Here is a 24022-nt window from a genome sequence, read left to right on the forward strand (position 1 = left end):
AAATAAAAAGTCTCGTGTTATTTCGGGACTTTTATATTTTTGCAGCCTTTAAACAATCATCACAAATGGGAACTTTCGTCATCAGCAGAAAAGAAAACGGACTTATCAAATTCGAATTCAATTCCCGTAGAGGAAAAACCATTTTTACAAGTCAGAGCTACAAAACCAAACAAGATTGCGAGAAAGACATTCTTTTTTTAAAAGAGCGCGCTGAAAACGCTTCGTTTTTGAAATTCAAGACTCCGGCAGGAAAGTTTTTCTTTAAACTGATATACAAAGACCACATCCACGGCATCAGCAGAAAATTTACTACCGAACGACTTCTCACCAAAGGATTAGACGAAATGAAAAACAACTTCACTGAATCTGAAATCCTGGACTTCTCAGAGGAAATATTTTTCGATTAAAGCATAAAAAAATCCCGAACAAGTCGGGATATTTTTATTAGGATGCAGCCTGCAAACGCTGAAGCAGGTTTTTACTCAGCGAATGTTCCGCATATTCTTTATCAATAAACAAGCTGGTTTCATCAGAGCTTGGCAAATCATACATAGCATCGGTTAAGATAGCTTCACACAAAGAACGCAATCCTCGCGCCCCTAATTTGTATTCCAAAGCTTTGTCAACTATGAAGTCCAAAGCATCATCAGAGACAGCAAATTCTACATCATCCATCGCAAACAGTTTTTTATACTGTTTCACCAAAGCATTTTTAGGTTCGGTCAAGATTGCTCTCAATGTAGCTTTATCCAACGGATCCATGTGAGTCAACACCGGAAGACGTCCGATAATCTCAGGAATCAATCCGTAATCCTTAATATCTTTCGGAATGATATACTGCAACAAATTGTCCTTATCGATAGCATCTGTGTTTTTAGACGAACCGTATCCAACAGCCTGACGATTCAGACGTTTGGAAATAATACGATCTATTCCATCAAAAGCTCCTCCGGCAATAAACAAAATATTCTGAGTATTCACCTCAACAAACTTCTGATCCGGATGTTTACGACCACCTTTAGGCGGAACATTCACAACTGTACCCTCCAACAACTTTAACAAGGCCTGTTGCACGCCTTCTCCGGAAACATCCCGTGTAATAGATGGATTATCACTCTTACGGGCAATTTTATCAATCTCATCGATGAAAACGATTCCTCTTTCGGCTTTAGCCACATCGTAATCGGCTGCCTGCAACAATCGGGTTAAAATACTTTCCACGTCCTCTCCCACATATCCAGCTTCGGTTAATACTGTTGCATCCACTATGGCAAGCGGAACATTCAGCATTTTGGCAATCGTTTTGGCCACCAGAGTTTTTCCGGTACCCGTTTGCCCAACCATGATAATGTTGCTTTTTTCAATTTCAACCTCATCGTCAAACTGTTTTTGCAACAAACGCTTATAGTGATTATACACCGCAACAGACAAAACTTTTTTGGTTTGATCCTGACCAATAACATATTGATCCAGGAACGCACGGATTTCCTTCGGCTTGTTCAATACCAAATCGGTAAGCAATCCGGAGGCCCCGCTTTGTTTTAATTCTTCCAACACAATGCCGTGTGCCTGTTCAATACATTTATCACAGATGTGCGCATTGATACCAGCAATCAGCAAATTGGTTTCTGGCTTTTTCCTTCCGCAAAAAGAACACTCTAAAACTTCTTTAGCCATATTTTTATTTTTGTGCAAATTTACAAAGTATATTCCTGACTTTAAGCCCTTTAACTTTTAACTTGCGTTAATTTAACTTCTTCTCAAAACCTCATCGATCATACCGTATTCTTTAGCCTCTTCAGACTTCATCCAGTAATCTCTTTCACTATCTTTAAATACCTTCTCGAAAGGTTGTTTTGAATGATGCGAAATGATTTGATACAATTCCTCTTTCAACTTCAACATCTCTTTCAAATTAATTTCCATATCAGTAGCTACACCTTGTGCACCTCCTGACGGCTGGTGAATCATTACTCGGGAATGCGGTAACGCCGAACGTTTTCCTTCCGTACCTGCACACAAAAGAACCGCCCCCATGGAAGCCGCCATTCCTGTACAGATAGTTGCTACATCTGGCTTAACGAACTGCATGGTATCATAAATCCCCAATCCGGCATATACACTACCTCCTGGCGAATTAATATAGATACTAATATCTTTTGAAGCATCCACACTCTCCAAGAACAACAATTGCGCCTGAATAATGTTTGCCACATAATCATCAACACCTGTGCCTAAAAAAATGATCCTGTCCATCATCAAACGAGAAAACACATCCATGGACGCAACATTTAACTGACGTTCTTCTATAATATACGGAGTCATACTTCCTACGATTTTATCGTAATACATACTGTTCACTCCGTGATGCTTCGTGGCATATTTTTTAAATTCTTTACCGTAATTCATATCGTAAACTTTATTGATTTATAAGGTTAAAAAAAGCGTCAAACAAATGTCTGACGCTCAAATATACTTATTTTTTCACGAAAAATTATTCTCCGTACATTTCTTTAATAAAGTCTTGATAAGAAACTTCTTTAGAGGTAGCAGAAACTTTTTCTTTGAACAAGTTTACCATCTTCTGGCTCATAATCTGCTCAGAAAGACGCTTTACTTCTTCTTGGTTTGATAACACTCGTGCCACGATACCGTCAACATCAGCATCAGTTGGGTTCATTTGACCGAATTGTGCCATTTGTTTTTTGATCAAATCAGCAGTGAAGTCTTTCAATTCTTCGAAAGTAGTCTGTAAATTGTTTTCCACGATTACTTTTCCTTCGATTAACTGGTAACGTAATCCGTTTTCCGATTTAGCATACTCTTCTTCTGCCTGTTCCTCAGTTAAAGGGTTCTCTCCAACAGTTTGAATCCATTTCTTAAGGAATTCAGCTGGCAAATCGAATTTTGTGTTTTCGATCAAGAACTTAGTAACATCATTTAAGAATTTCTGATCTGCCTGAGCAGCGAATTGCTGTTCTGCATCTTCTTTGATTTTTGCTTTTACTTCTTCAACTGAAGTCACGTTTCCAGCTCCGAATAATTTATCGAATAACTCCTGGTTTAACTCAGCTTTCTCAGAAGTGTTGATTTCTTCAATCGTGAAGTTAACTTCAATATCTAAACCGTGAACATCGTCGTGATCTACTCTTAGGTAATCCATTAATTTATGATCGTCGTCAAAAAGACCTTTTGATCCTAAAGCAACTACGTCACCAACTTTTTTACCGATGAATTTCTTAACATCAGTTTTTCTTTTGAAAATATCCAAAGAAATATTTACAGAATTGTCAATTCCTTTTTCTTCGTTAGAGAAAGTTCCTCTGATATCATCACCTTCTTCAACTTTTTCTTTTGAAATCAATTTACCGTATTGTTTCTGAATACGCTCCACTTGTTCGTCTAACATTTTATCGTCAGCAACAATGGTATATTTTGTAATTTTATTTTTTGCAGTTAAATCCACATTGAACTCAGGAGCCAAACCTAATTCGAATTCGAACTTATAATCTTCAGCATCCCAGTTGAAATCTTCAGTTACTTTAGGAAGTGGGTTCCCTAAAATATCCAATTTCTCTTCAACCAAATAATTGTTTAATGAATTTTGCAACAACTTGTTCACCTCATCCAAAAGAACTGCTTTACCATATTGCTTTTTAATTAAACTCATTGGCACAGCACCTTTACGGAATCCCGGAATACTAGCATTCTTACGGTAATCAGCCAATACTTTTTCTACCTGACCTGCATAATCGTCTTTTGTAACTTCCACCGTTACAATCGCATTTAACGCGTCTACGTTGTTTCTTGTAATATTCATTATTTACTTTTTTTACATACTAAAATAGGGTCGCAAAAATATAGATTTTTTACAACCCTACCAAGTTTTTAACTTATTGTCATTCATTTGATTATAATTATTCGCATTTCTTAGGCCGAAAGACAACAAAAAACGAATAAATATCCACTATTCTTAGTAGAAAAACCGTCTTTTATCAGACAAACAACACTGCATTAAAATTAATCTTTAACAAACAGGTTCAAAAACCACTGACTCAAAGACAGCACAACACTAAAAATAAAAGCATTGACAAATATGTTCGATTTGACAGTAAAATCGTCAATCAAATAGTCTGCCAGCAAAACCATAAAGGTATTGATAACCAACAAAAACAGCCCCAACGTCATCAAGGTGATCGGCAAGGTAAAAAACACCAAAACAGGCTTCAGAAATGTATTAAGCAACCCCAACACTACTGCTGTTATTAAAGCCGCCTTGAAAGTAACGTCAATACCCGGTAGAAAATACGACAAAACAATAATCAGAATTGTTGTAATCAAAAGTCGGACAAGTAAATTTTTCATATGTAAATACTATTCGTTTTTTATAGAAATCTGACCATTACAAGACATTCTGTTGCTGTTTTGCAATTAACTGATTTCACAATATTGTTAAAATTAAAAAGCGGTAAAAATAAAAAAAGCGCCGAAAATTCAGCGCTTTTTTTAAACTAATATTTTTTAGTTGGATCCCAGTATGGTAATCCCCGGGAAACCTCCTATTTCATGAATCGGCAGTTTCGCTTTATAATGTGAATTGATCACCTTGATAATTTCATTGGCAAGCACCGCATACCCTCTCGGATTCGGATGCACTCCATCCAAAGAGAACAATACCGTACTGTAGTTATTCAGACTACCAGCTAATGTAAAATAATCAGCCGTATAAATCTGACCATCGTCCAATCGTAATCCGTTTGCTAACTTATTCATAATTGCATTCATGTCGGCAACCGCAAGACCTTTGGTAGCAGCAGCTGATTTAATTGCCGCATTATAAGCCGAAGTTGCATCTGCAATAGCCTTTTTTTCAGATGGAATCAAAATATGATTGTCTTCCAACGGATAGGTAATACCATACTTATTAATCAGAGCAGGAACATCTTCAGGCGCCGTTCCAATTACCGGTCTTGTAGTTAAAAGAACCAAATCCTGGGCAGTGGTCTGCCTTGCCTGTCCAAACGCCTCACCATATTCCGCAGCATCATCAGCACCAAGCAACGGAGTAAGTGCCGCTGTTAACTCAGCTGATAAATCCTGCAGTGTTTCGTCTTTAATCAACAAAGGATTCGCCGATGTGGTAGACAGTAAATTAATTCTGTTTCCGGCACCGAAAGCAGTCAAAACCTGTTTTAATCGACTATACAACTGGGCATTTAAAGCGTTGATAGTCGCCTCATAAGCTGCCTGATTACCGTCTGCCACAGTTACGACAGTTAATGGATTATAAGGTACAGTAGTAAAGAGCGGAATTGCCGTTACACTCGGAATAGTACACACCACTCCTTTTGCACCTCCGGAAGTCAAAGTATTAACAATTTCTTCATAAACAACTTTAAAAGCAGCAGCATTTGTAATATCACTACCTCCATAAGTCGAAGGATCCATATTTCCGGTTGCATTATGATCCACTCCTACACCTCCGGATGTAGCATAAGACAATACATCGTTTGAACCAATCCAATTGGTGAAGAAAGTTGGCTTTTTAATCATGGCATCCCCCAAAACGGTAGCGTTCGGAGTTGTAGCATGTCGAACAAAGTACGGATTTGCTGTTTGCTGTTGCACTCCGCTCAAATTACCATAACCCGGCGCCAACAAATGAAATGATTTCGCTCCCGGCACACCCATATTATTATAGGCTTTGGCTTGAAGATTCGAAACCTCAATTGTCGGGGTTCCGGCAATATTTTCAGGAAGTTTTACAGAGTAATCAATTACCAGTCGGGTTCCTCTTATCACCTGTCCGCCTAAAGTCAGACCTCCAAGATTATTCACGTCATCCGCATAGGAAGGCTGCGTAAATTCACCTCCTCCAACTACCTTAAACTGCTTGGCCAAAAGGTTTGGATAAGAATACGCTTGACCGCCGCGGGAAACCGTATTATCCATAAAACCGGCCGTAAGGGAATTCCCGATAGCCACATAAGAAGAGAAATCAGCCTCTCCCGATGAGTAGGAAGCATCGCTAACTTCAGTTTCAAATTCAGGTTCGCATGAAGCAAAACCCAAAGCTGCAATTACAGCAAAATATATAAATTTATTTTTCATCTTAATTTCCTTTAATTGATTTAGAAGCTATACGTTACACCAACACCCGGAGAGAAAACCGTTGACTTATAAGTCCCTCCAAACGGAATTGTACTGGTAACAGGTTGTCCGTTAACCAAAGTAGTTTCCTGGTAATGATCATAAGATGCATCAATCTCATCAAAATGTAAATACAGGAATGAAGCATCAACACCTAAATTTTTATTGATTTGGTAAGTCAAACCTCCTGTATACCCCATTGAATCGTTACGAGGTGTTTCAGGAGCAAAATAACCTGACTCAATTGGACTTTCATCTTTATACCATCCCGCTCTGAAAGTAAATTTATCAGTTGCTATATACTGCGTTCCTACACGATATGTATTAGTATTCTGATAATTTCTAGGGTTTACCGAAGTAGGTACTTTGTTATCAAAATCAATATCAAGGGATTTGTAAGCACTCCACATCGTTCTGTTGTAATCGAAAGCGATCATCCATTTATCCGTAAGATTAAGCGACAAACCAGCCGTTAATTCAGCCGGCAACGGTAAATCAGCATTGAAAGTAGTATTGGAAAACGTTTCTTGCGCAAAAGCCGGGACTTCATGAAAAGTAGCCATACCTCCACGGGCTTCCATAATAATTTCCGAACGGTAATTCACCCCTAAACGCATCTCTTTACAAGGATTTAACATAAATCCGGCAGCATACCCCCAAGCGTTAATTCCATTAGCATCCAGCGACACATCTGATCGGTTTCCGCTTTCATCGGACAAACTTCTGTTCAGGTTTTTGTTAAACTCCACGGACCCGATAACATAGATAGGACCACCTCCAATGGCGAACGCATCATTCACCTTAAATGAAACGGTTGGCTGAATATAAATCGCTTTTAAATCGATTCTGTTTACCAGATGTGAACCCTGCCAATCCTTTTCCCATTCCACTTCACTACCGTATGGTGTATAGACAGCAATACCTGCGGACAACCATTTGTTTATTTTATAGGAAGCATAAATATTAAAAGGCGTCCCCATATTCTCAGTTGAACTTTGCCAATTATAGGTTTCATTTTGGAATTTTGTTTCTGCAAAAAGAAGATTGCCTCCGATAGAAGCATTGAATTTATCTTCCAAAAAGGAAATCCCAGCAGGATTAAAAAACATAACTTCGGCACTGTTTACAACAGCCACGCCAGTATGCCCCATAGCTAATTGCTTCTGCCCTTGTAAACTCACACGATACCCTCCCGCAAATGCAGAAGTCGACGCTAAAGCCAATAATGTTAAGGATAATAGTTTTCTCATAGAGTTATAAAATAGGAGTTAGTCTTTGGTCATTTTCTCAAATGATTATTCCAAATTTATAACAAAATATGGATTTTACAATTTTTTTAAGAAAAATGTTATGCTAACATACTATTTTAACAAACACATTATAGAAAACAATTTTATTTATTCAGAAAGGCCATAACTGACTCGTAAAAATCCTTTGGATTCTCGGCGTGGAGCCAATGTCCGGCATTCTTAATTGTAACTATCTCAACATCAGAAAAATGATGCCGAATGGTTTCAAAATCCGAATCCAGAATATAATCAGATTTATCACCGCGTAGGAACAAAACAGGGCCGTCAAAATGATTTTCAAATGGAAGAGCATTGCCGATAGTCTCTATTTTTCGGTTAAAAACATCTAGGTTAAATCGAAACCCAAGCTGCCCCGGCTCTACCCAATACAAACTTTTTAAAAGAAACTGTCGTGTTCCGAAGTCTTTAATGTAATCCGAAACCGTTTCTTCAACTTCAGCACGACTTGGTTTTGTTGAAAAATCCACCGCGTTTAATCCTGCCAAAATCGTTTGATGGTGTGGCGCGTAATATTTCGGACTTATATCGGCAACAATAAGTTTATCAACTATTTCGGGATAAGTCGTCGCAAAAAGCATTGCAATCTTCCCTCCCATCGAATGACCGATGAGATTTATCTTTTTCAATTGATACCTTTCACAATAGTCATGCAAATCCTGAGCCATTACCTCATAAGTAAAATCTTCCGAATGGGGACTTTTACCGTGATTCCGCATATCGATCATGTGCACCTGAAATCCCTGTTGGGCAAACTGCGTTCCTAAAGTCTTCCAGTTGTCGGACATCCCCAAAAAACCATGAATGATTAACAGCGGTTGTCCTTCGCCCTCTATTCTTGAATGTAATTCCATTATTTCAAACGTTGCAGATACATATTAACCACATTTTCCAGCCCAAGGTAAAGCGATTCAGAAATTAAGGCGTGTCCAATCGAAACCTCTAAAAGCCCTGGAATATTTTCTTTGAAGAATTTAATATTATCCAGGCTCAAATCGTGACCGGCATTGATTCCCAACTCCAATTCATTAGCCAAAACCGCCGAAGCAATATATGGCTCGATTCCTTTTTTATTTCCTAATCCGTACTGATGCGCGAATTCTTCGGTATACAATTCGATACGGTCAGTTCCGGTCGCTTTTGCACCTTCAATCATTTCCAGGACCGGATCAACGAAAATCGAAGTACGAATCCCGTTGGCTCTAAATTCGGCAACAACCTCTTTCAGATAGGATTGATTTTTTACCGTATCCCAACCCGCATTGGAAGTCAGCGCTCCAATGGCATCCGGCACCAAAGTCACCTGCGTCGGTTTACACTCCAATACCAAATCGATAAAATTATGCTGCGGATTCCCTTCAATATTGTATTCCGTCGAGACAACCGAAACCAAATCCCTGGCATCCTGATAGCGGATATGTCTTTCATCTGGTCGTGGATGCACCGTGATTCCCTCGGCTCCAAAACGCTGAACATCGACTGCAACCTGAAGCAGATTAGGTACATTACCACCGCGGGAATTTCGCAGCGTGGCTATTTTATTTATGTTTACAGATAATTTTGTCATGCTAAAATAATTTTCCAACAAAAATACAAAGTAAAATTAAGCTGAAATGTCCTATTTTTTGATTATTTTGCAGTCGATTTCGATTTTAAGTTATGAGTGAAATTACCGAATATATCAACAACGAGGTCGATCCGATTCACATTGAAGACACCATCGAAATGGTTCAGGATCTATTTCTTGAATTCCCGTACAGCCATTTTCCTGTTCTGGAAGAAGGCATTTATATCGGTTGTGCAAGTGCCGACGATGTCGAACTTTTAGACAGTGACAGAAAAATTGGCGAATTCCGCTATACTTTCGAACGCTTTTTTGCGAGGAACACAATGCCATGGCTGGATGTCCTAGAAATTTTCGCAAAAAACGAAACCAACATTGTCCCTATTTTAGACGAAACCAACACATATATCGGATACTATGAAATCGCCGATGTAATCAAATGTTTTCACGACACACCATTTCTGAGAGAAGATGGAAGCTTTATTGTAGTTCAAAAAGGCATAAAAGAATACAGTATGAGCGAAATCGCACAGATTGTAGAAAGTAACAATGCAAAACTACTGGGGCTTTTTATTTCTCATAATGATATGGAAAAAGTACAGATAACTCTAAAATTAAGCCTTGGTGGTATGAACGAAATCATTCAGACATTCCGAAGATACGAATACGACATCATCAGTGAACACCAGGAAGATGCGTATCTAAACAATCTGAAAGACCGTTCGGATTATCTGGACAAATATTTAAACATGTAATTAGAAAAGCATTCTATGAAGTTAGCGATTTACGGACAAACCTTTCAACAAAACACCAAAGACATCATCGACAGGATTTTAGGAGTTATCCAAAAAAACAACGCTGAAGTGGTTTTTGAAGCTAATTATCACGCTATATTATCCCAAAACAACGTTTTCGAAAAAGAAATACCTACTTTTTCAAACCATACCGAATTAAACGACAGCTTCGATTTTTTCATCAGTATTGGCGGCGACGGAACCATGCTTCGTGCAGCAACTTTCGTAAAAAGCAAAAAAATACCTATTGTCGGAATAAATACCGGCCGTTTGGGTTTTCTGGCCAATGTGCAGCGTGAATCCGTAGAAAAATCAATTCTTTTTTTACTCGAGGGCAATTATAAGGTATCCGAAAGAACATTATTGAGCCTGGAATGTTATCCTGATCCTTGCGATATCTACGATTTGAATGTCGCCTTAAACGAAATCACCGTTTCACGCAAAGACACTACTTCGATGATTACCATTGAAACCTTTTTAAACAGTGAATACCTAACTTCTTTCTGGGCAGACGGACTAATTATCTCGACCCCGACAGGATCCACCGGCTACAACTTAAGCTGTGGCGGACCCGTAATCACCCCAGAGTCAAAATGCCTTGTAATCACTCCCATCGCCCCGCATAATTTGAATGTTCGTCCTTTGGTGATTTGCGATGAAACCGAAATAAAACTTAAAGTATCGAGTAGAGAACCTCAATTTCTGGTTTCACTCGACTCAGGCACAAAGGCAATTGATAACGAAAATGAAATTCATGTAAAAAAAGCTCCGTTTACCATAAACATGGTTGACTTTCCTGAAGAAGGCTTCCTGAAAACATTGCGAAACAAATTGCTTTGGGGAGAAGACAAACGCAATTAAACAATTTTAACCCCCAGAATCATACTACAAAGCTCACAATTTCCGTTAGGTAAAGATTAATTCTAATTTTATTACTTTTAATCACGTGAAAATACTATAACAAAGATGGTTTAGAAATCTATATTGTTATATTTGCACACTATTTTAACAAAATGAAGAGAATCTTTACAGCAATATTCTTTCTAATGCTCTGGACACAAACCAATGCGCAAATTCATGAATTTGGGGTTTTTCTGGGCGGAAGCAATTACATTGGCGATGTAGGTCCGACGACTTATATTGCGCCAAAGGATTTTAGTTTCGGCGTTTTGTATAAATGGAACCGAAGTACACGACATTCCTTTCGCTTGTCATACACCCAAGGAAAAATAACCTCCGACGATTTAGATTCAGATGCCTCGGCAAGAAAAGAACGCGGCTACAATTTTGAAAACGAAATCAAAGAACTTTCGGCCGGCTTGGAATTTAATTTCTTTGATTTTGACCTACACAACAGTGGCTTTTTATTTACACCATATGTATATACAGGAATAAGCGGTTTTCGTTATGACGAATTGCACGTACTAAACGGTCAAACTAAAATCGACGACAGCAAATATTCTTTCGCCATACCAATGACTTTGGGTGTAAAAACCCGAATCGCCAACAGTTTTGTCTTAGGATTGGAAAGCAGTGTAAAATACACCTTTACAGATAATTTAGATGGAAGCAACCCGGATAATTCGGATTATGCTTCTTTACGTTTTGGAAATTTAAACAGCAATGACTGGTACGTTTTCACAGGAGTAACATTAACATATACTTTTGGACAAAACCCTTGTTTTTGCGCAGAATAAAATGAGTTTACCGGAAAATATAAACAAAGATAATTTACCCAAGCACCTGGCCATAATCATGGACGGGAACGGACGTTGGGCAAAACAAAAAGGAATGCTTCGCGCTTTTGGCCATGAAAGCGGAACAAAATCGGTTCGTGCAGTGGTGGAAAGCTGTGCCAAATTAGGCATCGAAAACCTAACCCTTTACGCATTTTCAACTGAAAACTGGAACCGCCCAAAATTTGAAGTTGAAGCTTTGATGAAACTTTTAATTTCTTCTTTAAAGGGAGAACTGAAAACACTTACCAAGAACGACATCCGCTTGAATTCCATCGGAAATCTTGACAGTCTTCCCACTTCGGTAAAGAAAGAATTACTTGACGTAATTGACAAAACAAAAAACAACAAACGAATGACTTTAACGCTGGCTTTAAGCTATGGCTCTCGTGAAGAAATCATCAGAGCTGTAAGAAACATCAGCGATAAAGTTAAAAATAACATAATTTCGGCAACTGATATTGATGAAACGATTATTAATCAGCATCTTTACACGCATGATCTACCCGATGTAGATTTAGTAATTAGAACTAGTGGTGAGCAGCGCATCAGCAACTTTTTGCTGTGGCAAATTGCTTACGCTGAGTTCTATTTTACTGATGTATTATGGCCTGACTTTAGAGAAAAAGACTTATATGACGCGATTATCAGCTATCAAAAAAGAGAACGAAGATTTGGAAAAACAAGTGAACAAATTAAATAATTTCAAAATGTTTCAAAAAACTATAAAACTAGTTTTTGCAATTATATTTTTAGGAAGTATTTCCACCGTAAACGCTCAAGATCAAGATAACAACGCGCCCGAAGCAGGAAAAAAATACGTTCTTGCCAATGTTGATGTAACCGGCAAAATAACCTACAATCAACAGACAATTGTTACATTTTCAGGTTTAGAAAAAGGAGAAACCATTACCGTTCCCGGTGATGAAATCAGTAGCGCCATTAAAAAACTTTGGAAATTAGGTCTTTTCAATGACATCAACTTTTATGTCCAAAAAATTCAGAACGACAGTATATTCCTTGAGTTAAACATCAACGAATTACCAAAACTGAACGAAGTTAAATTCCAAGGTGTAAAAAAAGGAAAAGTTGACGATTTAATTAAAGACAATGATCTAAAGAAAGACAAAGTTGTTAATGAAAACCTTTTAACAACCACAAAGAATTACATCGAAAACAAATACAAAAAAGACGGTTTTTACAATACAAAAGTAACCATAAATACTATTCCCGATTCTACCGAGAACCGAGTAAACATGGTAGTTAATGTTGACCGTGGCAAAAAAGTAAAAATCAACGACATCGTATTTGAAGGCAACTCTGAATTTACAACAGACAAACTTAAGAGAACCCTTTCAAACACTAAAGAGAAAAGCATTTGGAATCCAATGCGAATCTATAAATCTTCTAAATTCATCAAAGATAAATACAATGAGGATTTGGTTGCCCTTGTTGATGAATACAAGGAAAACGGATACCGCGATGCAAGAATCACTGATGAAACCGTAACTTACGATAAGAAAAAAAACACTGTCGACATCAAGATCAAACTTGAAGAAGGGAAAAAATATTATTTCGGCGACATTCGTTTTTTAGGAAATACAGTATACAACAATCGACATCTTGAACAAATATTAGGCATTAAAAAAGGCGATGTTTATAACGGAAAATTACTTCAGGAACGTATCGCGGATAAATCAAGACCCGACGGAGAGGACCTAACCAACGAATACCAAAACAACGGATATCTTTTCTCCAACATTAACGCTGTTGAAGTAAAAACCGCTAACGACACCATAGACTTTGAAATCCGCATAACGGAAGGCCCTGTTGCCTATTTCAACAAAGTTACGGTTACAGGAAACGACCGAACAAATGACCATGTTATTTACCGAGAATTACGTACAAAACCAGGCCAGAAATGGAGCAAGGATAATGTGATGCGAAGCCTTCGTGAACTTGGTCAGCTAGGTTTCTTTGACGCAGAAGCCCTTAAGCCGGATGTAAAACCCAACGGCGCTGACGGAACTGTGGATATCAATTACAATGTAGTTGAAAAAGGATCAAGCCAGGTAGAGCTACAAGGTGGATACGGTGGTGGCGGTTTTATCGGAACCTTAGGGCTTTCCTTTAACAACTTCTCCATAAGAAATTTATTCAACAAAGATGCCTACAAACCACTTCCAATGGGAGATGGTCAGAAAATGGCATTGCGTTTACAAGGTAGTTCCTATTTCCAAACGTATAGTTTATCCTTTACAGAACCTTGGTTTGGAGGTAAGAAACCAGTGAGTTTTTCAACTTCCCTTTCCCACAGTAAACAGTATTTATACAATTACTCAACCCGCGATGTGACAAAAGAACAAAGCTTTACCATTTCTTCAATTTCTGTTGGTATGGCAAAAAAATTATCAGTACCGGATGATTACTTCATTTTATCGCAATCTGTATCCTTCCAGTACTACAACCTAAACAACTATTTTACCGGTCTTTTCACCTTTGGTAACGGAGATTCCAGAAACTTAACCTATACCGTAGCCTTATCAAGAAACAGTAAAGGTAACAACCCAATTTACCCAACTTATGGCTCGGAATTTTCGCTTACAGGTAAATTTACTCTGCCATATTCTCTTTTTAATGGTGTAGATTACGGAAATTTAGGTAATTTAGAGGAAAATAAAGTAGTTACCACTAAGGCGCAACAGACAGCTGATGGCACCTACGTTCCTGCAGGCACGTACTTGGATGAAGACGGAAATGCGGTTCCAGGTAACGATTACACCTTAGCTGCTGCGGATCAGGCCAAAGTGGATCAGATTCGCTTCAAATGGTTAGAGTATTATAAAATTAAATTTAAAGCCGATTGGTATACTAAAGTGTATGAAAAATTAGTTTTACGTACCTTAGGGGAATTCGGATTCCTTGGTGCTTATAACCAGGAAAGAGGTCTGGTACCTTTCGAGCGTTTTTATTTAGGTGGTGACGGATTGGCAAACTTCTCTATGGACGGCCGCGAGGTAATTCAGCTGAGAGGATATCCGAATCAGTCCCTAGCTCCTATTATTGAAGAACCAGGTCCGAAATACGGACAACAGGTTGGAGCGACCGTGTACAATAAGTTTTCATTGGAATTGCGTTATCCGATAACTTTAGCACAGTCGGCTTCCATTTACGCCCTCACCTTTGCAGAAGCAGGTGCATCCTTCGATTCGTTTAAGAACTACACGCCATTTTCTTTAAAACGATCAGCAGGAGTTGGTTTAAGAGTATTTATGCCTGCCTTTGGCTTATTGGGTATTGATTTTGCTCACGGATTTGACGCAGTTCCGGGACAAACCCAAAAAAGCGGATGGCAAACCCACTTCATCATTGGCCAACAGTTTTAAAGTTTGGCATGATAGTTGAAATTAACTTTATCAACATTATGAGAAAACATTTTTTACTTGTACTTGTAAGCTTCGCTTTTTTAACTGCAAACGCCCAAAGCAAAGGCGTGAAGGTAGGTTATATTGACATGGATTATATCTTGGAGAAAGCACCGGAATATGCCGAAGCCAAAAACCAATTGGAACAGAAAGCGCAAACCTGGAAACAGGAGATTGAAGTTAAGAAAAATGAGATAAACAAACTGAAAGACAATTTAAATACTGAAAAAGTTCTTTTAACCAAGGAACTAATTGCAGAAAGAGAAGAAGCGATAGGCTTTCTTGAAAAAGAATTGTTGGAATATCAGCAAAAAAGATTCGGTCCTAACGGTGACTTAATGATTCAGAAATCCACCTTGATTAAGCCAATACAAGATCAGGTATTTACAGCCGTACAAGACATAGCTGCGGCTCAGAAATATGATTTTATATTTGACAAGTCATCGGATTTAACCATGATGTTTGCAAATCAACGCTTCGACTTAAGCGACCGAGTGTTGCGAGTTTTAATGCGTGCTCAAAAGAAAGAACAGATGTCTAAAAAGCAAATAAAAGAGCAGGAAAAACAAGATGCTTTAGACGACATGGCCGCCGAAAATCCGGATCAGATTGAAAGACAGAAAAAATTAGACGAGAAAAAAGCGGCTCGTGAAAAACTTATAGAAGAAAGAAAACAGGCCATCGAACAAAAGAAAAAAGAAGCCGAAGAACGCAGAAAACAACTTTTAGAAGAAAGAAAGAACAAGCAACAAGGTAAAACAACCACTGCACCTGCAACAGATACGCCGGACGGAAAAGCGAGTGAAGAAAAACCTGCTGACGGAAAAGCGAGTGAAGACAAACTTACAGACGATAAACCAAAAGAAAAAACTCAGGCTGAAATAAATGCCGAGAAAAAAGCGGAAGCCGAAGCAAAAAAGAAAACAGCTGCTGAAGAACGCCAAAAGCTATTGGAAGAAAGAAAAAAAATACTGGAAGAAAAACGTAAAAAAATTATAGAAGACAGGGAAAAAGCCAAAAAAGAAAGAGAAGAAGCCGCAAAAAAGAAAGCTGAAGAAAACAAAACAGAGGAAAACAAAACAGAGGAAAATAAAACAGAAGAAAACAAAAATTAAAAATTACTAATAACTATTCTAACAATGAAACAATTAAAAACTTTACTTATCGCTGCAGCATTGTTCATCGGTGCAAACCAAACTATTTCAGCACAAGCAAAAGTAGCTCATATCGATGTTCAGGAGCTAATGACTAACATGCCAGAAATGAAAACAGCTCAGGCTCAGGTTAAAAAGATAAGCGAAACTTATGACAACGAATACAAAACCATGGTAACTGAGTACCAGAACAAAATGAAAAAATACGAATCAGAAGCATCAACAGTTACTGAAGCCGTAAACGAAACCCGTGCAAAAGAAATGCAGGATATGGGACAGCGTATCCAACAATACAGAGATACTGCTCAGAAAGAATTACAGCAAAAAGAAATGGACCTTGTAAAACCAATCATGGACAAAGCTAAGGCAGCTATTCAGAAAGTAGCAAAAGTTAAAGGTTTCCAATATGTACTTGATGCGACTCCAGGTAGTGGTGTAATCGTAGCAGAAGGTCCAAGCTTATTGACTGACGTTAAAAAAGAATTAGGATTCTAATAAAATTTTCCTAAATACGAAAAACTGCTCTAAATTTAGAGCAGTTTTTTTTACATTTGTTTTATGAGCAGCAATAAACCTATAGGCATCTTCGACTCTGGCATTGGCGGTACATCCATCTGGAAGGAAATTCACAGCCTTATGCCCAACGAAAACACTATTTACCTTTCAGACAGTAAAAACGCTCCTTACGGACAACGTCCCAAAGAGGAAATAATTGCGTTGAGTTGCAAAAACACAGAGATGTTATTAGATCTAGGATGCAAATTAATAGTGGTCGCCTGTAATACTGCCACGACAAATGCTATTAAAGAACTACGCGCCAAATATGACGTTCCTTTTATAGGAATTGAACCGGCTATTAAACCGGCCGCAAATCAATCGAAGACACAAACCATCGGTATTTTGGCAACCAAAGGAACCATTAACAGCGAACTTTTTAGCAAAGCGGTTGCCTCCCACTCGAACGTCAAAATTATCGAGCAAATTGGTCACGGGCTTGTTCAATTGGTTGAACAAGGCAAAATAGATTCGCCTGAAATGACTTCACTTTTGGAAGAATACCTCAAACCAATGATTGCAGCGAACATAGACTATCTGGTTTTAGGCTGCACCCATTACCCCTACTTGATTCCTCAAATAAAAAAAATCATACCCGACCATATAAAAATCATTGATTCTGGGGAAGCTGTGGCCAAGCAAACCCAAAATATCCTTATAAAAAATAATCTGCTAAATAGTTCCGATGAAACTAAAAAGCAGATTTTTTATGCCAACAGTGACTCCACGGTTCTTAAAGACATTCTTGGATTCAACGACAATGTATTTGAAAGGGACTTTTAATTTCCCTCCTTAAACCAACTCGAATACATGACGTAATTATTGGATATACGCTCGATTTCACCGGCGAAATCAGACGTATTGATATCTTTCACCTTCTTTGCAGGGATTCCTGCGTAAATCGCCCCGGATTCCACAACGGTATTTTGTGTAACAACAGAGCCTGCCCCAATGATTGTATTGCTATTGATAACGCAATTATCCATAATAATAGCTCCCATTCCAATTAATACATTATCGTGTACTGTACAGCCGTGCACTATAGCGTTATGACCGATAGAAACATTATTCCCTATTACAGTCGGATGTTTTTGGTAAGTACAATGAATTACTGCACCGTCCTGAATGTTCACTTTGTTACCGATGGTGATCGAATGAACATCGCCGCGTACAACAGCATTAAACCAAATACTACAAGATGCCCCTAAAGTAACATCTCCAACAATGGTAGCATTATCTGCTACATAACAATCCTCCGGTATTTGAGGATATTTTCCTCTGACTTCTTTAATCAATGCCATATTATATCAAAAAAAAGTCCCGATAAACGGGACATATTAAATTTTAATTAATTTACTGCAGGACAGTTACAGTGGTAAGGCTCACGTTTACAGTTAAAGTTGAAACCTAATGTAATCTGGTGGAAACCACTGTTATCGAATTTAACAGCTTGTGATAAATAAGAATACGTGTAAGCAAACATGAAGTTTTTGTAATTTACACCAACGATTGGCGTAAAATACTGCAACGATTGGTCTTGAACAGTTCCCCCTTCATAATATTGCGTTGCATCAAAACTTCTTCTATATGAAAGACCTCCCCAAACTTTACCGAAGTCCTCCATATTTTTATAAAGTTTAAGGTTTATATCAATAGATTTCTCTTTGGTTTGCTCAAATGCTTGAAACATAACTGACGGCTCCCATAAAAGACCATCTTCGTTTCCAAAGGTATAACCTGCAGAAACAATATATTTTCTTAAATTGTCGAATTCGATATCGGTATAAATTTCACGTTTAGACTCAATTGCATTTTTAACAGTAAAATGAGCGTAAAAATCAACAAAGTGATAAGACATTCCCAAATCCACATTGAAATAAGTATAATCTTGCTTTGTACCTCCAACAACCGGATCAAATCCTTCAAATTCAGATTCGTCCAATCTACTCTGAATAATTCCGACGTTTGCTCCAAAAGAAAGCATATTCAAATCGTCATTACCTTGAGAAAAACGGATATGGTGAGCATAAGTAACTTTGGCACCTGTCTGTGAGTGATATCCGTTACGATCATTGAACACAATAGCACCAAAAGCCGATGTTCCTTCATCACCCAAAGACGTGTTAAAACTCAACGTTTGCAATGCCGGAGCATCAGCCTCACCAAACCATTGGTTACGTGCTGTCAATCTCACTTTTGCACAGTTAGAAGCTCCCGCCATGGAAGGGTGAATTAAATAATAGTTATCCGATAAATAATCTGAATAAACAGGAAGTCCCTCCTGAGAGAATGATAGTTGGGTCAAAAATAAAGCTAAAATTAAAAAGCGCTTTTTCAGTATGTTCATATTTCTTTATTATTGATAGGGGTAGTTTGTTTAAAAAATAGGGGTATTTTTCAATACTCCCCAAATATATAAATTTTTAAATAACAAAAACAATCGATTTTTTTTTTGCACATTTTAGTATAAAAAAATGAAAACAATCTGTTAATTTTTTCTTTAAAACGTCAAATATAATTATTCATAGCATACAACTTCCTTAAATTTGCAAAAAATAACAAAAAGATGAAAAAAGTAACGATACGAGAAACACAGAATCCCAGCATATTAAAATTTGAATTTCCGGATTTTATCACCAAAAACCAGAATTTTGAATTCAAAAACATAGATGAGACCGCACCATCTCCTCTTGCTAAACAATTATTCTACCTTCCGTTTGTAAAAACGGTTTACATCTCAGGAAATTTCATCGCTATTGAAAAATTTTCAATCGTGGAATGGCACGAAGTGAAGGAATTGGTGGCCGAACAAATCGAAACGTTTGTTGACAAAGGCGGAAAAATACTGAACATCGAAGATTCGGAAAATAAAAAAATCCCTGTAACGGTTTACAGCGAAACCACACCTAACCCATCTGTTATGAAATTCGTAGCCAGCAAAATGCTGACTAAAACGGCAGTGGAATGCAAAAATATAGACGATAGCGCCGCTTCACCATTAGCAAAAGAATTATTCAGATTCCCATTCGTTAAAGAGGTGTTTATCGACGAAAATTATGTTTCCATCTCCAAATACGAAATCGCTGACTGGATGGAAATCACGCAGGAAATCCGCGCATTCATTAAAACATATATCGAGGAAGACAAAATCGTTATTGATGAAACTCAAATAGTAAAAACAGCTAACCACGAAAAACAACAGGAAGCATATTTCGATAAACTTGACGCTACTTCACAACAGATCATAAACATCCTGGAAGAATACGTAAAACCTGCAGTTCAGTCAGACGGAGGAAACATTGCCTTCCAATCGTATGATGAGAAAGAAAAACGGGTAAAAGTAATTCTTCAGGGCGCATGCAGCGGTTGTCCGTCATCAACATTTACATTGAAAAGCGGTATCGAAAACATGCTGAAAGAAATGTTACACGATCAGGAAATCAAAGTAGAAGCAGTCAACGGATAATTCTGTCTTTTGCTCTAAAACTTCCCACAGGAATTGTTTTCAACACGATTACCTTTTAATTTTAACAGGTAAAACATTTAAAAACAATAGATTATGGGAGTTCTAAAAGTAATCGAAATTTTATCCAGCTCAGATGTCAGCTGGGAAGAAGCAACCCGTAAAGGAGTAGCTGAAGCTGCCAAAACACTAAAACATATCCGATCGGCTTATGTTCAGGAGCAAAGTGCTGTTGTGAACGACGAAGGCAAAGTCACACACTACAGGGTCAATCTGAAACTGACGTTCGAAATAAAATAATATCGGGAAATCACCGTATCTTTAAGCGTTCAATATTGAACGCTTTTTTTATCTGCGATTATGAACGAACTACAGCACGAAACCAGTCCGTATTTATTACAGCACGCCAACAACCCCATCCATTGGAAGGCATGGAATGATCACACCCTGCAATCAGCCAAAAACGAAAACAAACTCATTATCGTGAGCATCGGATATTCGTCCTGCCATTGGTGCCACGTAATGGAGCATGAGAGTTTTGAAGACGAAGATGTTGCGAACGTAATGAATCCGAATTTCATATCCGTAAAAGTAGACCGCGAAGAGCGTCCCGACGTTGATGCCATTTACATGAAAGCCGTTCAGTTAATGACAAAACAGGGCGGCTGGCCTTTAAATGTGGTCTGCCTTCCCGATGGCCGTCCGGTATGGGGCGGAACCTATCACAGAAAAGCGGATTGGATCGACATCCTGCAGCAGCTTCAAAAACTTTTTACGGAAAGTCCGGAAAAGATGATCGATTATGCAGAAAAACTCCATCAGGGAATTTCGCTGCTGGGCCTTGTTCAAAAAAATCCATCAGACGAAAAAATCGACCCTGCCAACATCAAGCCCATGGTGGAAAAATGGTCTCGAAGTTTCGACTGGGAATTTGGCGGTTATGCAAGGGCACCTAAGTTCATGATGCCCAACAATTATTTGTTTTTGCAACGTTATGGCTATCAAACGAAATCCGTAGATTTATTGGATTTTGTCGATTTGACGCTTATGCGAATGGCTTCCGGAGGCCTCTTTGACGCAGTCGGCGGCGGTTTTTCAAGATATTCGGTAGACATGCGCTGGCATGTTCCCCACTTTGAAAAGATGTTGTACGATAACGGACAATTGATTTCGCTATATGCAGAAGCGTACAAAAGAACGCAAAACCCTCTTTACAAGGAAGTGATTGAAAAAACGCTGGTCTTCATCGAACGCGAATTGCTCAATCCAGACAATGCATTTTATTCCGCATTGGATGCCGACAGCATCAACGAAATTGCCGAACTGGAAGAAGGTGCTTTTTATGTGTGGAAAAAAGACCAATTGCAGAAATTATTAAAAGACGATTTTGAAATTTTTTCAGAACTCTTCAACATAAATGATTTCGGTTATTGGGAAAAAGACAATTATGTTTTGATTCAAAGCCAGTCGACAGAAGATATCGCATCACAATTCGGCCTGACCGAAACCGAATTACTCGATAAAAAGAAAAATTGGGAACAACTGCTTTTTTCCGAAAGGGAAAAACGTCCAAAACCAAGGCTGGATGACAAATCATTGACATCATGGAATGCTATGATGCTGAAAGGTTACGTGGACGCTTACAAAGCGCTAGGCAACGAACATTATCTGAACATCGCCAAAAAAAATGCCCAATTTATCATCCAAAAACAATGGTCGGAAGATGGCTTTCTTTGGCATTCGTATAAAAACGGAAAGAGCGCTATTAAAGGTTTCTTAGAGGATTATGCTTTTGTAATCGATGCTTTTATAGGATTGTATCAGGCCACTTTAGAGGAAAATTATCTGAAGCACGCCAAACAGTTAACTGATTATTGCCTTGAACATTTCTATGATGAAAACCAACAGTTTTTTGCCTTTACTGCCCGCAACGAAAAACAACTCATCGCTTCCCACTTCGAAACGGAAGACAATGTTATTCCGGCATCTAATTCAGTAATGGCCAATAACTTATTTGTCTTATCTCTTTTATATCATAACTCTTATTACGAAAAAACAGCTTTGCAAATGCTGCATCACATGATTCCGCATCTGGATTATGCTTCGGCCTATTCAAACTGGATGATTTTATGGCTGCATCAGTCCGAAGACAATAAAGAACTTGCCATTTGCGGCAAAAAAGCACTTGAAAATCTGAAAAAGATAAACGCCGAATACCTTCCCAATGTAATAGTTGCAGGAAGTACAACCCAATCCGATCTGCCTTTTTTAACCAACCGGTTTGACGAAGAAAGTCTTCTGTTTTATATTTGCCACAATAAAAACTGTTTGTTACCCAATACCTCACTCGAGGCCACGGTATCTGAACTAAAAATCAACTAAATGACTATTCAAGTAGAACAAGCGCACAATCTCGTCGTACACTATGTAAATGTTTTAATCGATTTTTCGCCAAAGGTAATTTCTGCAGCCTTGGTATTGCTTGTCGGCATCTGGGGAATTAAGATCTTCAGAAAATTGGCCGAACAAATCATGGTCAAACGACAATTGGATCCTACGGTAATCCATTTCATCTCCGACATTCTGATGTGGGGTGCCCGCGTATTGCTCTTTGTAACGGTTATTTCACGCCTTGGTATCGAAACCACTTCATTCGTAGCCATCTTTGGAGCCATCGGTTTAGCCATCGGTATGTCACTGCAAGGTTCACTTTCGAATTTTGCGGGTGGAATGCTGATTATCATGTTCAAACCTTTTAAAGCGGGTGACACGATTGAAGCACAATCAGAATCAGGAAAAGTGTTGGAAATTCAGATTTTCACGACCAAAATCCTAACCGCTCAAAACCACATCATCTATATACCCAACGGTATTTTATCCAACGGAAAAATCAAAAACCTTTCTCAAAAAAGCACGCGCCGCAGTGACTTGATTGTACGTACAAGCTATGATTCGAATATCAAAGCCGTAAAAAGTGAATTGGAAACAATCGTTACTACCCATTCGAAAGTATTAAAATCACCGGCCCCGGAAGTTACCGTGAACGAACTTACCGACTCTACCGTAAATTTCGCCGTTCGCGTATGGGTAAAGAACGCAGATTTCCACATGGTTAATTCAGATATACTGGAACGAAGTAAAAGCGTAGTTAAACTTTAGGCTTAGTAGTCATCACAAAATCTTTCAAATAAAAAGGTTCAAAATAAGCGACATCCACAAAGTCGCTTTTTTTGTACTTTTCAAATGACATTGCGGCCATTTCATTAGAAGACGGATAAACAACTTCATCGTGGTACACAAAACGTTCTGAGTTGAGAACTTCTTTGCATTTTGGAGCACCATCACCCACCAAGTGTATAGTTCCGGATAATTCGGTATACGAATTCGCATCGATTATATCCGCTCTGGTTTCAAACTGCTTCACATAATTTCGATCAAAACCGCAAGCAAATACTTCCATGCGACGGGCATCAATCATAGGAACTATAGAACCATTTTCGATACTGATTTTGCGTGCCAAAGCCTCCAACGTATCGGTTGCGATCAATGGAATATTGAGTGAATACGACAATCCTTTCGCCGCCGAAACACCTATACGTAATCCCGTATAAGAACCCGGTCCCTGACTAACGGCCACAGCTTTTAAATCCTGAAACGTTATCCCAGCCTGACGCAAAGCTTCCTCAAAAAAAAGGTGCAGCTTCTCCGCATGGGAATATCCTTCATCGGCTACTTCCACACAAACGATGGTTTTCCCTTCATTCGCAATGGTTACCGAACAGTTTTTGGTTGCCGTTTCAACATTTAAAATATAAGCCATGACTTTGAAATTATTAGCAAAGATACGGTTTTGAAATTCCAAATTACAAATCCA

General features: G+C 38.4%; 24 protein-coding genes. 13 read left to right on the top strand and 11 right to left on the bottom strand.

Annotated features, from left to right (window positions below; translation table 11 throughout):
• Positions 1-65: 65 nt before the first annotated feature.
• Positions 66-407 carry a DUF1508 domain-containing protein gene (locus LZF87_RS01350; RefSeq protein WP_244340482.1) on the top strand — a complete coding sequence of 114 codons (342 nt, stop codon included), beginning with the start codon at positions 66-68 and terminating at the stop codon, positions 405-407.
• A gap of 37 nt (positions 408-444) precedes the next feature.
• On the opposite strand, the gene clpX is transcribed toward LZF87_RS01350, so the two are convergent.
• The 8 genes from clpX to LZF87_RS01390 all read right to left on the bottom strand — a co-directional run bounded on the left by clpX (position 445) and on the right by LZF87_RS01390 (position 9024).
• A complete protein-coding gene (clpX, locus tag LZF87_RS01355) occupies positions 445-1677 on the bottom strand; it encodes an ATP-dependent Clp protease ATP-binding subunit ClpX (protein ID WP_244340494.1) in 1233 nt (410 codons plus the stop codon).
• Positions 1678-1749: 72 nt separating this feature from the next.
• Positions 1750-2409 (bottom strand): ATP-dependent Clp endopeptidase proteolytic subunit ClpP, encoded by a 660-nt coding sequence (clpP, locus tag LZF87_RS01360; protein WP_244340496.1) that lies wholly within the window; start codon positions 2407-2409, stop codon positions 1750-1752.
• A gap of 85 nt (positions 2410-2494) precedes the next feature.
• Positions 2495-3820: a trigger factor gene (tig, locus tag LZF87_RS01365; protein WP_244340499.1), complete on the bottom strand. Its 1326-nt coding sequence runs from the start codon at positions 3818-3820 to the stop codon at positions 2495-2497.
• Between the two features lie 200 nt (positions 3821-4020).
• Complete coding sequence (locus LZF87_RS01370; protein ID WP_244340501.1) at positions 4021-4365, bottom strand: phage holin family protein; 345 nt, start codon at positions 4363-4365, stop codon at positions 4021-4023.
• 156 nt (positions 4366-4521) lie between these two features.
• Positions 4522-6111 carry an SGNH/GDSL hydrolase family protein gene (locus LZF87_RS01375; RefSeq protein WP_244340503.1) on the bottom strand — a complete coding sequence of 530 codons (1590 nt, stop codon included), beginning with the start codon at positions 6109-6111 and terminating at the stop codon, positions 4522-4524.
• Positions 6112-6131: 20 nt separating this feature from the next.
• Positions 6132-7400, bottom strand: coding sequence for an OmpP1/FadL family transporter (locus LZF87_RS01380; protein ID WP_244340505.1), 1269 nt, complete (start codon positions 7398-7400; stop codon positions 6132-6134).
• Positions 7401-7543: 143 nt separating this feature from the next.
• A complete protein-coding gene (locus LZF87_RS01385) occupies positions 7544-8311 on the bottom strand; it encodes an alpha/beta fold hydrolase (protein ID WP_244340507.1) in 768 nt (255 codons plus the stop codon).
• Positions 8311-9024, bottom strand: a complete 714-nt coding sequence (locus LZF87_RS01390; protein WP_244340509.1) for a pyridoxine 5'-phosphate synthase — start codon at positions 9022-9024, stop codon at positions 8311-8313. The genes LZF87_RS01385 and LZF87_RS01390 overlap by 1 nt, the downstream gene beginning before the upstream one ends.
• 92 nt (positions 9025-9116) lie before the next feature.
• Between LZF87_RS01390 and LZF87_RS01395 the strand changes: the two genes are divergently transcribed.
• The 8 genes from LZF87_RS01395 (at position 9117) to murI (ending at position 17468) form a co-directional block, all read left to right on the top strand.
• The gene (locus tag LZF87_RS01395; RefSeq protein ID WP_244340515.1) at positions 9117-9776 is read left to right on the top strand and encodes a CBS domain-containing protein; all 660 of its coding nucleotides are present in this window, start codon (positions 9117-9119) and stop codon (positions 9774-9776) included.
• Positions 9777-9791: 15 nt separating this feature from the next.
• On the top strand, positions 9792-10676 hold the full coding sequence (locus tag LZF87_RS01400; RefSeq protein ID WP_244340520.1) for an NAD kinase: 885 nt from the start codon (positions 9792-9794) through the stop codon (positions 10674-10676).
• 152 nt (positions 10677-10828) lie between these two features.
• Complete coding sequence (locus LZF87_RS01405; protein ID WP_244340522.1) at positions 10829-11512, top strand: DUF6089 family protein; 684 nt, start codon at positions 10829-10831, stop codon at positions 11510-11512.
• 1 nt (position 11513) lies between these two features.
• A complete protein-coding gene (locus LZF87_RS01410) occupies positions 11514-12254 on the top strand; it encodes an isoprenyl transferase (protein WP_244340524.1) in 741 nt (246 codons plus the stop codon).
• Positions 12187-14937 carry an outer membrane protein assembly factor BamA gene (gene bamA, locus LZF87_RS01415; RefSeq protein ID WP_244340526.1) on the top strand — a complete coding sequence of 917 codons (2751 nt, stop codon included), beginning with the start codon at positions 12187-12189 and terminating at the stop codon, positions 14935-14937. The genes LZF87_RS01410 and bamA overlap by 68 nt, the downstream gene beginning before the upstream one ends.
• Positions 14938-14975: 38 nt before the next feature.
• Complete coding sequence (locus LZF87_RS01420) at positions 14976-16091, top strand: OmpH family outer membrane protein (RefSeq protein ID WP_244340528.1); 1116 nt, start codon at positions 14976-14978, stop codon at positions 16089-16091.
• A 24-nt stretch (positions 16092-16115) separates the two neighbouring features.
• Positions 16116-16625: an OmpH family outer membrane protein gene (locus LZF87_RS01425; RefSeq protein WP_244340530.1), complete on the top strand. Its 510-nt coding sequence runs from the start codon at positions 16116-16118 to the stop codon at positions 16623-16625.
• A 63-nt stretch (positions 16626-16688) separates the two neighbouring features.
• Positions 16689-17468, top strand: coding sequence for a glutamate racemase (gene murI, locus LZF87_RS01430; protein ID WP_244340532.1), 780 nt, complete (start codon positions 16689-16691; stop codon positions 17466-17468).
• Here murI and LZF87_RS01435 read toward each other — a convergent pair.
• Together LZF87_RS01435 and LZF87_RS01440 are read right to left on the bottom strand one after the other, a co-directional pair.
• Positions 17465-17986, bottom strand: a complete 522-nt coding sequence (locus LZF87_RS01435; RefSeq protein ID WP_244340534.1) for a gamma carbonic anhydrase family protein — start codon at positions 17984-17986, stop codon at positions 17465-17467. The two genes, murI and LZF87_RS01435, sit on opposite strands and share 4 nt — an antisense overlap.
• Before the next feature lie 47 nt (positions 17987-18033).
• Positions 18034-19032, bottom strand: coding sequence for a PorP/SprF family type IX secretion system membrane protein (locus LZF87_RS01440; RefSeq protein ID WP_244340536.1), 999 nt, complete (start codon positions 19030-19032; stop codon positions 18034-18036).
• A 219-nt stretch (positions 19033-19251) separates the two neighbouring features.
• On the opposite strand from LZF87_RS01440, the gene LZF87_RS01445 reads away from it, so the two are divergent.
• The 4 genes from LZF87_RS01445 to LZF87_RS01460 all read left to right on the top strand — a co-directional run bounded on the left by LZF87_RS01445 (position 19252) and on the right by LZF87_RS01460 (position 23307).
• Positions 19252-20151 (top strand): NifU family protein, encoded by a 900-nt coding sequence (locus LZF87_RS01445; protein ID WP_244340538.1) that lies wholly within the window; start codon positions 19252-19254, stop codon positions 20149-20151.
• Positions 20152-20244: 93 nt separating this feature from the next.
• Complete coding sequence (locus tag LZF87_RS01450; RefSeq protein ID WP_023573373.1) at positions 20245-20448, top strand: dodecin family protein; 204 nt, start codon at positions 20245-20247, stop codon at positions 20446-20448.
• A gap of 60 nt (positions 20449-20508) precedes the next feature.
• A complete protein-coding gene (locus LZF87_RS01455; RefSeq protein WP_244340540.1) occupies positions 20509-22530 on the top strand; it encodes a thioredoxin domain-containing protein in 2022 nt (673 codons plus the stop codon).
• On the top strand, positions 22531-23307 hold the full coding sequence (locus tag LZF87_RS01460; protein ID WP_244340542.1) for a mechanosensitive ion channel family protein: 777 nt from the start codon (positions 22531-22533) through the stop codon (positions 23305-23307).
• Here LZF87_RS01460 and tsaB read toward each other — a convergent pair.
• Positions 23297-23968, bottom strand: coding sequence for a tRNA (adenosine(37)-N6)-threonylcarbamoyltransferase complex dimerization subunit type 1 TsaB (gene tsaB / locus LZF87_RS01465; protein ID WP_244340544.1), 672 nt, complete (start codon positions 23966-23968; stop codon positions 23297-23299). The genes LZF87_RS01460 and tsaB overlap by 11 nt on opposite strands.
• Positions 23969-24022 lie beyond the last annotated feature (54 nt).

This window comes from Flavobacterium enshiense, from assembly GCF_022836875.1.
GTDB classification, from domain to species: Bacteria; Bacteroidota; Bacteroidia; order Flavobacteriales; family Flavobacteriaceae; genus Flavobacterium; species Flavobacterium enshiense_A.